This is a genomic window from Variovorax sp. YR634 (genome assembly GCF_900106655.1).
GTDB lineage: Bacteria > Pseudomonadota > Gammaproteobacteria > Burkholderiales > Burkholderiaceae_C > Variovorax.
On the sequence record NZ_FNOL01000034.1, the window covers coordinates 1 to 11,147 of the forward strand.

Consider the following 11,147-nt stretch of genomic DNA (forward strand, 5'->3'; position numbering starts at 1 on the left):
TCCAGCTCGCGCAGCGGCAGCGCCTCCAGCCCCGTGAGCAGCGCGGCGGTTTCGGTGCGGCCGTGGGTCTCAACCACGCCGATGAGCACGTCGCGGCCGGTGGCGCGCTCGCGCTGCGCGGCGCTCAGCATGGCCCAGGTCTTGCCGACACCGGCACTGGCGCCGAAGTAGATGCGCAGCTTGCCGCGCAGTGCGCGCGCTTCGTCGTTTCGCAATTGGGCCAGCAGGGCATCGGGGTCCGGGCGAATGACATCTTGCATGGACAAGGCCTGCTAGCGTTGCGTGGGGCCCTTGCGCGAAGCAGGACCGCTTGCCTTGGACTCCCTGCGCCTGGCTCCACGCGCATGCCGGCGCGCAGTGCGGGACACGATGAACCACGCGAACCCCAGAGGAATGAACAGCGCCGCCATCGCGCAAAGGACGTGGAACAGGTCAGTCACCATGGTGCAGCTCGCGCGACGCGGGAGTCGTCGCTCCTTACTTCACCTTGTCGAGGGCAATGTTGAGCGACAGCACGTTGACGCGCGACTCGCCCAGCAGGCCGAACAGCGGAGCCTGGGTGTTGCTTGCAATCAGCGCGTTGACCTGCTCGATCGGCACGCCGCGTACGCGCGCCACGCGCGCGGCCTGGTATTGCGCGGCGGCGGGGCTGATGTCGGGGTCGAGCCCGCTGGCCGAAGCCGTGACGAGGTCGACCGGCACCGGCGCGGTGTTGCCCGGATCGGCCGCGCGCAGCGCCTCGACGCGCGCCTTCACCGCATCGGTCAGCGCGGGGTTGAGCGGCCCCTGGTTGGAGCCGCCCGAGGCGGTCGCGTTGTAGGGCTGCGGCGCGGTGGCCGACGGACGACCCCAGAAGTGCTTCGGGTCGCTGAAGTTCTGGCCGATGAGCCTGGAACCCACGGTCGTGCCGTCGAGCACGATCAGGCTGCCCGCCGCCTGCGACGGAAACACCGCCTTCGCGGCGCCGGTGACGGCCATCGGATAGATCAGGCCGGTGAGTGCGCTCAGCAGTGCAAAGACCACGAGCACGGGGCGAACGATATTGCCGTTGTTGTTCATGATTGGGAACTCCTCAGACGAGATGGACGGCTACAAGAAGCCAGTCGATCAACTTGATGCCGATGAAGGGGACGACCAGGCCGCCCAGGCCATAGATGGCAAGGTTGCGGCGCAGCAGCGCGGCGGCGCCAACGGGCCGGTAGCGCACGCCCTTCAATGCCAGCGGAATCAGGAACACGATGACCAGCGCGTTGAAGATCACCGCGCTCAGGATGGCCGACGACGGGCTCGCGAGCCGCATCACGTTGAGCGCGCCCAGCTGCGGATAGGTCGATACGAAGATCGCCGGAATGATGGCGAAGTACTTCGCTACGTCGTTCGCAATCGAGAAGGTGGTGAGCGAGCCGCGCGTCATCAGCAGCGCCTTGCCGGTTTCCACCACTTCGAGCAGCTTGGTCGGGTTAGAGTCGAGGTCGACCATGTTGCCGGCCTCCTTCGCAGCCTGCGTGCCGCTGCCCATGGCCACGGCCACGTCGGCCTGCGCGAGCGCGGGGGCGTCGTTGGTGCCGTCGCCGGTCATGGCCACGAGGCGGCCTTCGGCCTGGTACTGGCGGATGAGCGCGAGCTTGTCTTCGGGTGTGGCTTCGGCCAGGAAGTCGTCGACGCCGGCTTCGGCTGCGATGGCCGCGGCCGTGAGCTTGTTGTCGCCGGTGATCATCACCGTCTTGATGCCCATGCGGCGCAGCTCGGCAAAGCGCTCCTTGATGTCGGTCTTGACGATGTCCTTGAGCTCGACCACACCAAGCACGCGGTTGCCTTCGGCCACGGCCAGCGGCGTGCTGCCGCGACGGGCCGCTTCTTCGGCCGCGCGCAGCACCTCGGGCGCCATGCTGCCGCCTAGCGCCTCGACGTGGCGGCGCACTGCATCGACCGCGCCCTTGCGCAGCTGGATGGCATCAGTGTCGAGGCTGTTGGGCGCAGCGGGCAGGTCGACGCCGCTCATGCGGGTCTGCGCGGTGAAGGGCACGAAATGCGCGCCCTCGACCGACGTCGCTGCGTCGAGGCCGTCGCGGCGGGCCAGCTCCACGATGCTGCGGCCTTCGGGCGTTTCGTCGGCCAGCGATGCGAGCATCGCAGAGCGGGCCAGGCGGGCTTTCGGAATGCCGGGCGCGGGCAGGAACGAAGTGGCCTGGCGGTTGCCGTGCGTGATGGTGCCGGTCTTGTCGAGCAGCAGCACGTCGACGTCGCCGGCGGCTTCCACCGCGCGGCCCGAGGTGGCGATCACGTTGGCCTGCATCATGCGGCTCATGCCGGCCACGCCGATGGCCGACAGCAGGCCGCCGATGGTGGTCGGGATCAGGCACACCAGCAGCGCGACCAGCGCGGTGAGCGACACCACGGTTCCCGCATTGGATGCACCGACGCTGAATATCGAGAACGGCAGCAGCGTGGCGGTGACGATCAGGAACACCAGCGTGAGCGCAACCAGCAGGATGGTGAGCGCGATTTCGTTGGGCGTCTTCTGGCGCTTGGCGGCCTCGACCATGGTGATCATGCGGTCGAGGAACGACTCGCCCGGGTTCACCGAGACGCGCACCACCAGCCAGTCGGACAGCACGCGGGTGCCGCCGGTCACTGCCGAGAAGTCGCCGCCCGATTCGCGCACCACGGGCGCCGATTCGCCGGTGATGGCGCTTTCGTCGACCGAGGCCACGCCTTCGATGACTTCGCCGTCGAGCGGAATGACGTCGCCGGTCTCGACCAGCACGACGTCGCCCTTGCGCAGGTTGGGCGCCTGTTCGGGCAGCCACTGCGCGCCATGGTGCGGCTCATGCAGCTTCTTGGCCCAGGTGTCCTTGCGCAGGCCGCGCAGCGAGGCGGCCTGCGCCTTGCTGCGGCCTTCGGCCAGTGCTTCGGCGAAGTTGGCGAACAGCACGGTGAACCACAGCCAGATGGTCACGGCCAGCACGAAGGCGGGCTTCATGCCGGTGTCGCCCGGGAAGCTCATCGCATGCACCCAGAGCAGCGTCGTCAGGATGCTGCCGATGTAGACGATGAACATCACCGGATTGCGCCACTGCACCCGCGGGCTCAGCTTGGTGACGGAGGCCCAGAGGGCGGGCCGCAGGAGCGCTGCATCGAACAGCGAAAGGGAAGTATTGGTCTTTGTAGTCATGGTCCGGGCCTCACTTCGCCCACAGCATCAGGTGCTCGACGACCGGTCCCAGCGCGAGCGCCGGCACGTAGTTGAGCAAGCCCACCAGCAGCACGGTGCCGATCAGCAGCGTCACGAACAGCGGCCCATGCGTGGGCATGGTGCCGGCCGTGACCGGAAGGCGCTTCTTGGTGGCGAGCGCGCCGGCAATGGCGAGCACCGGCACGATCACGCCGAAGCGGCCGAACCACATGACGACCGCCAGCAGCGCGTTGTAGAACGGCGTGTTGGCCGACAAGCCCGCGAAGGCGCTGCCGTTGTTGTTGCCGGCCGAGGTCAGCGCGTACAGGATCTCCGAGAACCCATGCGCGCCGGGGTTGGCGATGCCGGCCTTGCCCGCATCGGCGATCACGGCAACGGCCGTGCCGGTCAGCACCAGGATCGGCGTCACAAGAATGGCGACCGAGGTGAGCTTCATCTCATAGACCTCGATCTTCTTGCCGAGGTACTCGGGCGTGCGGCCGATCATCAGGCCGGCGATGAACACCGCCAGGATCGCGAAGATCAGCATGCTGTAGAGCCCGGTGCCCACGCCGCCGAACACCACTTCGCCGAGCTGCATCAGCACCATGGGCACCATGCCGCCGAGCGGGGTGAGCGAGTCGTGCATGGCGTTCACCGCGCCGCACGAGGCGGCCGTGGTGATGGCGGCGAAGAGGGCCGAGGCGTCGATGCCGAAGCGCACTTCCTTGCCTTCCATGTTGCCGCCGCTTTGCAGCACGCTCGACACCTGGTCGACGCCCAGCGGCGTCAGCAGCGGGTTGCCGGCCTGCTCGGCGGGGGTGAGCACGACCACGGCGATGACGAAGATCACCGTCATGGCCGCGAGCACGGCCCAGCCCTGGCGGATGTCGCCGACCACGCGGCCGAAGGTGAAGCACAGCGCCGCCGGGATCACGAAGATCGCGAGCATCTGCAGCAGATTCGCAAACGCCGTCGGGTTCTCGTACGGATGCGCCGAGTTGGCATTGAAGAAGCCGCCGCCGTTGGTGCCGAGCATCTTGATGGCTTCCTGCGAAGCGACCGGGCCCATGGCGAGCGTCTGCGTCTTGGTGGTGGCGTCTTCCATCACCGGCTGGCCCTTGTCGTCCTTCAGCGGCTGGCCGTTGGCGTCGTTCTTCGGCTGCTGGAAGGCGGTGGTCTCGAGCGTGTCCACCGTCTTGTAGGCGTCGAAGTTCTGGATCACGCCCTGGCCCGCGAGGAGCATCGCGAGCACGAAGGAGATCGGCAGCAGAAGCCAGGTCGTGATGCGCGTGACATCGACCCAGAAGTTGCCCACGAAGCCCTTGCCGTCGGTGCGGCGCGCCGCAAAGCCGCGCACCAGCACGAAGGCCACTGCAATGCCCGTGGCGGCAGAGAAGAAGTTCTGCACCGTAAGGCCGAGCATCTGCGTGAGATAGCTCATGGTCGATTCACCGGCATAGCCCTGCCAGTTGGTGTTGGAGACGAAGCTCACCGCGGTGTTGAAGGCCGAGTCGGGCGACACGGCCGTCATGCCCGCCGGGTTGAACGGCAGCCAGCCCTGCAGTCGCTGCAGGCCATAGACAGCCAGCGCACCGACCGCGTTGAACGCGAGCAGCGCAAAGGCGTAGCTGCGCCAGTGCATGGAGCTGTCGGGCGAGACCCCGGCAAGCTTGTAGAGAGGTGCTTCGACGCGTTGAGTCCAACGCGGCATATGGCCATTGCACATCGCCGCCAGGAAACGTCCGAGCGGCCATGCAAGCAACAGCAGCACGACGAGATAGAAGGCCAGAAGCCCCCAGGCCGAGCTACTCATGATCAGAACTCCTCGGCGCAGATGAGCGCAAAGACGAGGTAGGCGAACAGGATCACGGCGATAAGCCCGGCGAACCCGTAGAGGACTTCAAGTCCGATCATGGCCGTTCTCCCTTGGGCGTATCGAGCTTGTGCAGCCCGACTACCAGTTCGGCCACTACGACCCACATGACCGCAATGGCGGCAATCCACACGATGTCCATTCATCACTCCTGCAAACGAAACAAGTCAGTGAGTCTCTGCAGGCGCGCGTAAAAACAGGGATAAATCTTGGGAGCGGGCTGTAAAAAGAATATAAAAATCCGGAGAGCGCGGTATGCGAAGGAACGACGCATCGCTTTGAAACATGCGAAAGCACGTGCCCCTTGACGAAAAGCCGGTGCTAGACTGCGCCGCTCCACCCGGAACGCCCTGGTGCCGAGCCTGAAGGCAAGACAGATTGCCTAAGGGGCTGCCGGTGGGCCAAGGCTGCGGTTCGCCGCAGTGACAGCGCTCGAGAGACCCCACAAAGGACCCCGATGAACGCGATCAAAGAAGCACGCCAGATCATCACGGCCGACCCGAACGGCGAGGAGTCCCTGACTCTGGCCCGACTGGTGCTGGCCCTGGAATCCGAGGGCGACTTCCCTCTTGCCAGCCTCTACACGCTGAGCCTCGGCACCTTCAGTCTTGCGATGGAAATCCTGAAGGAGTGGCGGCTCGACCGCTACTACGCGAGAAAGGGAAAGCTGCTGGATGTGTCCTATCAGGCGCAGGTCCTGGCAGCACACTGAAACTCCACCGGAGGCCGCACCTTGGAACGCACCATGGTCCCGGCAAGCCAGCTCCGGGTCATCATCGACGAGGTTGAACCTCACGCGTTTTCCTGGACGCTCATGGAGCGCAAGGAGACGGACATCATCGATGTGCAGGTGGCGCGCTCTCCGAAGAACTTTCCCGAATTCGATCTTGCATTGGAAGACGGCTTTCTCGCGCTGAAGGAGTTGGCGCGCGAGCACAAGCGCTGATTGACGGCGCTGCCCGGTGCGTCGCACCGGGCAGCGCCCGGATCCATTACTTGGTGGCGGCGACAGACACCTTGTTCGCGGCTTGCTTGATCAACGCTGCAACAGCCTTGGGATTCGAAACGTAGACGGCGTGGCTGCCTGAAACTTCCGTGACGACGGAACCCGCGCGCTTGGACATGTTGCGCTGCGCAGGCGGCGGGATCATCTTGTCGTCCTTGGCCACGAGGTACCAGCTCGGCTTCGACTTCCACGCCGGTTCGCTCACCGCGCCGGCGAGGGCTGCAACACCCCACGGTACCTGCGAATTCGCCATGAACGCGGCCGTTTCGCCCTTCACGTCCGCTGCGAAAGAGGCAGCGAACTTCGTCTTGTCGAGCATCAGGAAGCCGTCGACCGGCGGGAGGATCGGGGGAACCGGTGCGCCAGGCGGCGGGTTCTTGATCAGCGAGTCGACCGACTCGCCCTTGTCGGGAGCGAACGCAGCGATATAGACGAGGCTCGCCACTTTTTCGTCATTGCCTGCCTCGGTGACGACGACACCGCCATACGAGTGGCCGACGAGAACGACCGGCCCCTTCTGGGCGGCGATTGCGCGCTTCGTGACGGCGACGTCGTCCGCCAGCGAGATGGTCGGGTTCTGGACGATGGTGACGTCGTACCCATCCTTCGTGAGGATCTTGTAGACGCCTTCCCAGCCGGAACCGTCGACGAAACCACCGTGCACCAGAACGATGCCGGGCTTTGCCGTCGTGGCGGTGGCAGCGCTGGCCGCACCCGTTGCGATGACTGCGGCGCCGAAAGCGGCGGTGAAGAGCTTTGCGATCTTGAGCATGGACATTTGCAACTCCTGAATGCGCGCATCAGCGCGCTGCTGATTGAACAAGTGCGTTACGGGCGATGCCACCGAAAGCCGCACACGAACTCTCGTGGTGCCGTAAATTTATGACTCAATAGTTTAGGTGTCAAGTATTTAGTGGTGAAGCTGTTTTCCGCTCTTGAGGGTTGACGGCAGCCGCGTTGGCGGGGATGAAAGTGACGCACGAAATTACGGCCGTCGGCACCTTGCGGGCGCGAACGGCCGTAATCTCGTGCAGCGCGAGTCTTGGCTTATGCCTCGTAGTGGCTGAGGAACAGGTCTACCGCCGCATTGGCGATCTGCCGCTGCGCACGCGGCGCCAGCTTGGGCTGGCCCAGCGCGACCTGCGGCCAGAAGGCTACGCCCTTGACTAGGCTCTCCAGTTGCTGCGCGGCCAGTGAAGCGTCGCCTGCCTTCAGGCGGCCGTCCTTCTGTGCGGCGCGAATCCAGCCGAGCACCCCGCCTTCCTTCTGGCCCAGGCGATTCATCATCTCCTGCACGCGTTCGGGCGAATGGATGGCAGCCGCGATGGCCACGCGTGCGAGGTCGAGAAAGTTGTCGTCGGCCAGCAGGGACATTTTCTGCATCAGCAGCGCGAGCAACTGCTCGCGCACCGGCGCATCGGCGCGATAGGGCAGCTCTTCCTGGCTCGCGGCGCTTTCCCACAGCACGCGCAGGATCTCAGCGAAGAGTTCGTCCTTGCTCGGAAAGTGGTTGTACAGCGTGCGCTTCGAAACCTCGGCGCGGGCGGCGATCTTGTCGACGCTCGTAGCCTCGAAGCCGCTGGCGCGGAACTCGGCGATGGCGGCCTGGACGATCGCCTCGCGCTTGCGGTCGGTAAGACGTATAGCCTGGGTCATAGGTAGATTTTACACCGCTGAGTTTACTTTTTTGAATTTCGCTGTACACTCCGAAAAATTACACCGCGTGGTGTACTTTTTATCTTCCCTCTTGATCGGAGTGCTCCGCATGACCAACCAGTCCCTCTGCCTTCGCCGCAGCGAGCCCGTCGTTCGCGCCTCGTCGCCGCGACAGCTTGACGGCAAGTTCCGCAACGTCGTGCCGCGCGAGGAACCCGGTTTCGCCAAGACGCTCGCCATCGCCTGGCGCATATTGACGCAGAAGCCCGACACCACGGTGCCGCGCGCGCCGATTCCGGTGCAGCCCCTCAGCGCGGCAGCACTGGCCGCCGCACCCGACGCGAGCCTGTTCCGTCTCGGGCACTCCACCCTGCTCCTGAAGCTCGCCGGCGAGTTCTGGCTTACCGACCCGGTGTTCTCCGAACGCGCATCACCGTTCCAGTGGATGGGGCCGAAGCGCTTTCATGCGCCGCCCATTGCCATCGATGATCTGCCGCCCATCAAGGGCGTGATCCTGTCGCACGACCACTACGACCATCTGGACCACGCAGCCATCATGAAGCTGGCGCCCAAGGTGGATGTGTTCATCACGCCCATCGGCGTGGGCGACCGCCTGATCGCCTGGGGAGTGGACGCGGCCAAGGTGCAGCAACTCGACTGGTGGCAGCAGACGGCTGTGGCGGGCGTGCGGCTGGTGGCGGTGCCGGCGCAGCATTTTTCCGGGCGCAGCCTTACCGACAGCGATCGCACCCTGTGGGTGTCGTGGGTGATCATGGCCGGCGACCTGCGCCTGTTCTTCAGCGGCGACACCGGCTACCACGCCGACTTCAAGACCATCGGCGAGCGCTTCGGCCCCTTCGATGTGACGATGCTCGAAACCGGCGCCTACGACGCACAGTGGCCCGAGGTGCACATGCAGCCCGAAGAAACGCTGCAGGCCCATCTCGATCTCAAGGGCCGCTGGCTGATGCCCGTGCACAACGGCACCTTCGACCTGGCGATGCACGCCTGGCACGAGCCCTTCGACCGCATCCAGGCACTGGCTGAAGCAGCCGGCATCGAGTTGGCCACACCGGCCATGGGCGAACAACTGTCGCTGGCCCAGCCGCACACGGTGCGGCGCTGGTGGCGCGAGCTCTAGCAGCAAACTCCGCATCGAAGACACCCGCACAAATAGAGAATGATTCTCATCCGTACGCATGAGATAAACTTCGCGTGAATTCTCTTTGAGTACTGCGCGCTTGCACGCGGCGCGGGCTCGCACGCTCCATGCACAAGCTTCTTCTGGCAACGCCACTCGCGCTCGCGGGCGCCGTTTCTCACTCTCACGCACAAACGCCCGATCCCGCCTCCGATGCGTCCGGGCAGCTCAGCACAGTCACGGTGCAATCCAGCGCGACCAACGGATTCGTCGCGAACACCGTGGAGGCCGGCACATTCCGGGGCGCCAACATCCTGGAGGTTCCCGCGACGGTCAACACGGTCACGAGCGATGTGTTCGAGCTCCAGGGCGCGACAGGTATCTACGACGTGCTGCGCAACACCGCCGGCGTGACGCGCCAGCAGAACGGCGGCGACACCTTCGACCAGCTCGTGATCCGCGGCATCGCGGTCGAGAACCGGACGAACTACCGGCTCAACGGCTCGCTCGCAATTCCCAACGTCTCCGAGATTCCCATGGAGAACAAGGAGCGTGTCGAGGTGCTGAAGGGGGCCTCGGCGCTCTACTACGGCTTCACCACGCCGGCCGGCATCATCAACCTGGTGACCAAGCGCGCCGGCAGCACGCCGGTGACTTCCGTCGGCCTCACCGTCGACGACAAGGGCTCCTTGCAGGCCTCCACCGACATCGGGCGCCAGTTCGGCGACCAGAACCAGTTCGGGGTGCGAATCAACGCGGCCGGCGGCCGCGTCGGCTCCAACATCGACGGCATAGACGGCAATCGCCGGTTCGTGTCGGCCGCTTTCGACTGGCGCGTCAACAGCCGCCTCACCCTCAAGGCCGACGTAGAAAACTACCGCAAGCGCATCACCGAGCAGGCCGGCATCACGAGGCCGGCGGCCGTCAACGGCGTGATCACCCTGCCAGCCCTGCCCGACCCGAACAGGCTGCTGGGCCCGGCCTGGGCGGTCTTCGACGCCGAAGTCACCAACACCCAGTTGCGCGCCGACTATTCGCTCAGCGACAACTGGGCGCTGACGGTGGAAGCCGGTCACTCCGAAGCCGAGCGCGACCGCAGGCTCGCCAGCTTCAGCAACTACAACGTGCTGACCGGCGCAGGCCGCATCACCGGCAACGACCAGAGCCTGAAGCAGACCTCCGACCTGTTCCGCACGGAGCTGTTCGGCACGTTCTCGACCGGCAGCTTGCAGCACGAACTCACCATCGGCGCCGCGCAGAGCAAGAAAACTCAGGATCCGATCTACCAGCGCAACTACGGCGGCGCGAGTACCGCGCAGAACCTGTACAACCCGGTCGTCATCGGCTACCTGCCGCTGACCGCGCTCCCGACCCGGCCCACCACCGGGGCACAGGACAGCAAGGAACTGGGTCTTTACGCACTCGACCGCATCACCCTCTCGCCGCAATGGCAACTGGTGGTCGGTGCGCGCCATACGCACTTCGAGAGCACGCAGGGCGCGAGCGCCACGATCCCCCTGATCGCCTTCGACGTGCGCAAGACCACGCCGCTCGCGGCGCTCAGCTACAAGTTCACGCCCGACCTGGTGGGCTACGTGTCGTACGCACAAGGCGTCGAGGAAGGCGAAATCGCACCCGCCGGCACCACCAACCAGAACGCCCACATGCCGCCCGGCGTGAGCAAGCAGAAAGAAATCGGCCTGCGCTGGCTCACCAGCGGCGGCATGCTGCTGTCCGGCGCCCTGTTCGACATCGAACGCCCGGGCGCCTACACCAACAGCGCCAACACCTTCGTGGCCGACGGCCGGCAGCGCTACCGCGGTCTCGAACTCTCGGCACAGGGCCGCCTGACCCGCGCACTCGCGTGGCAACTCTCGGCCCAATCGCTCGACGCCGAGTTCCGCGACATCAACGCGCAGTACAACGGGAAGATGCCCGAGAACACCGCCAAGCAGACGGCCAGCGCCTTCCTCTCGTACGACATCGCGGCAGTGCCGGGCCTGTCGGTCAATGGCGGGGCCTACTACACGGGACGGCGCCCGGTGGACGACCTGAACCAGGCGTTCATCGGCGGAAACACCATCTTCGGCCTGGGCGCCCGCTACGTCACGCAGCTGTTCGGCAAGCGCACCCTGTGGCAGATCAACATCGACAACGTCGCCGACAAGCGCTACTGGGCGGCGGCCGGCACGCGGCTGGCCGTTGGAACGCCGCGCTCGGTCAAGGCAACGCTGAAGATCGATCTCTGACGCCAACAACAACCCGGCCGCGCCCACGGCGGCCCCAACCCCAC

The 11,147-nt window shown here is 65.5% G+C and carries 10 protein-coding genes and 1 pseudogene; 4 read left to right on the forward strand and 7 right to left on the reverse strand.

Annotation, left to right across the window (positions count from 1 at the left end; translation table 11 throughout):
* From BLV60_RS32085 to kdpF, 5 genes and pseudogenes are all read right to left on the reverse strand, one after another.
* Nucleotides 1-260: pseudogene (locus tag BLV60_RS32085) on the reverse strand (sensor histidine kinase KdpD); the annotation flags it as partial.
* 217 nt (nucleotides 261-477) lie between these two features.
* The gene (gene kdpC / locus BLV60_RS32090) at nucleotides 478-1,059 is read right to left on the reverse strand and encodes a potassium-transporting ATPase subunit KdpC (protein ID WP_093059546.1); all 582 of its coding nucleotides are present in this window, start codon (nucleotides 1,057-1,059) and stop codon (nucleotides 478-480) included.
* Nucleotides 1,060-1,072: 13 nt separating this feature from the next.
* Nucleotides 1,073-3,175, reverse strand: coding sequence for a potassium-transporting ATPase subunit KdpB (gene kdpB / locus BLV60_RS32095; protein ID WP_093059548.1), 2,103 nt, complete (start codon nucleotides 3,173-3,175; stop codon nucleotides 1,073-1,075).
* Nucleotides 3,176-3,185: 10 nt separating this feature from the next.
* Entirely contained in the window at nucleotides 3,186-4,991 is a 1,806-nt protein-coding gene (gene kdpA / locus BLV60_RS32100) for a potassium-transporting ATPase subunit KdpA (RefSeq protein WP_093059550.1), read from the reverse strand.
* A 2-nt stretch (nucleotides 4,992-4,993) separates the two neighbouring features.
* Nucleotides 4,994-5,092, reverse strand: a complete 99-nt coding sequence (gene kdpF / locus BLV60_RS32105) for a K(+)-transporting ATPase subunit F (protein ID WP_093059552.1) — start codon at nucleotides 5,090-5,092, stop codon at nucleotides 4,994-4,996.
* A gap of 416 nt (nucleotides 5,093-5,508) precedes the next feature.
* Here kdpF and BLV60_RS32110 point away from each other — a divergent pair, with 416 nt between their 5' ends.
* Entirely contained in the window at nucleotides 5,509-5,763 is a 255-nt protein-coding gene (locus BLV60_RS32110) for a hypothetical protein (RefSeq protein WP_093059554.1), read from the forward strand.
* A 21-nt stretch (nucleotides 5,764-5,784) separates the two neighbouring features.
* The gene (locus BLV60_RS34200; RefSeq protein WP_093081869.1) at nucleotides 5,785-5,997 is read left to right on the forward strand and encodes a hypothetical protein; all 213 of its coding nucleotides are present in this window, start codon (nucleotides 5,785-5,787) and stop codon (nucleotides 5,995-5,997) included.
* A 46-nt stretch (nucleotides 5,998-6,043) separates the two neighbouring features.
* Here BLV60_RS34200 and BLV60_RS32115 read toward each other — a convergent pair whose 3' ends face one another.
* Together BLV60_RS32115 and BLV60_RS32120 are read right to left on the reverse strand one after the other, a co-directional pair.
* Nucleotides 6,044-6,835: an alpha/beta hydrolase gene (locus BLV60_RS32115; RefSeq protein ID WP_256329671.1), complete on the reverse strand. Its 792-nt coding sequence runs from the start codon at nucleotides 6,833-6,835 to the stop codon at nucleotides 6,044-6,046.
* 269 nt (nucleotides 6,836-7,104) lie between these two features.
* The gene (locus tag BLV60_RS32120; protein WP_093059556.1) at nucleotides 7,105-7,713 is read right to left on the reverse strand and encodes a TetR/AcrR family transcriptional regulator; all 609 of its coding nucleotides are present in this window, start codon (nucleotides 7,711-7,713) and stop codon (nucleotides 7,105-7,107) included.
* Between the two features lie 109 nt (nucleotides 7,714-7,822).
* Here BLV60_RS32120 and BLV60_RS32125 point away from each other — a divergent pair, with 109 nt between their 5' ends.
* Nucleotides 7,823-8,854, forward strand: coding sequence for an MBL fold metallo-hydrolase (locus BLV60_RS32125; protein WP_093059558.1), 1,032 nt, complete (start codon nucleotides 7,823-7,825; stop codon nucleotides 8,852-8,854).
* 128 nt (nucleotides 8,855-8,982) lie between these two features.
* Complete coding sequence (locus BLV60_RS32130) at nucleotides 8,983-11,103, forward strand: TonB-dependent siderophore receptor (protein ID WP_093059560.1); 2,121 nt, start codon at nucleotides 8,983-8,985, stop codon at nucleotides 11,101-11,103.
* Nucleotides 11,104-11,147: the final 44 nt, after the last annotated feature.

What these genes read in the sequence shown, in the direction of transcription:
- kdpF (WP_093059552.1), bottom strand. Translation starts at nt 5,092, where the DNA reads ATGATCGGACTTGAAGTCCTCTACGGGTTCGCCGGGCTTATCGCCGTG.
- BLV60_RS32110 (WP_093059554.1), top strand. Translation starts at nt 5,509, where the DNA reads ATGAACGCGATCAAAGAAGCACGCCAGATCATCACGGCCGACCCGAAC.
- kdpA (WP_093059550.1), bottom strand. Translation starts at nt 4,991, where the DNA reads ATGAGTAGCTCGGCCTGGGGGCTTCTGGCCTTCTATCTCGTCGTGCTG.
- BLV60_RS32130 (WP_093059560.1), top strand. Translation starts at nt 8,983, where the DNA reads ATGCACAAGCTTCTTCTGGCAACGCCACTCGCGCTCGCGGGCGCCGTT.
- BLV60_RS32120 (WP_093059556.1), bottom strand. Translation starts at nt 7,713, where the DNA reads ATGACCCAGGCTATACGTCTTACCGACCGCAAGCGCGAGGCGATCGTC.
- kdpB (WP_093059548.1), bottom strand. Translation starts at nt 3,175, where the DNA reads ATGACTACAAAGACCAATACTTCCCTTTCGCTGTTCGATGCAGCGCTC.
- BLV60_RS32115 (WP_256329671.1), bottom strand. Translation starts at nt 6,835, where the DNA reads ATGTCCATGCTCAAGATCGCAAAGCTCTTCACCGCCGCTTTCGGCGCC.
- BLV60_RS32125 (WP_093059558.1), top strand. Translation starts at nt 7,823, where the DNA reads ATGACCAACCAGTCCCTCTGCCTTCGCCGCAGCGAGCCCGTCGTTCGC.
- kdpC (WP_093059546.1), bottom strand. Translation starts at nt 1,059, where the DNA reads ATGAACAACAACGGCAATATCGTTCGCCCCGTGCTCGTGGTCTTTGCA.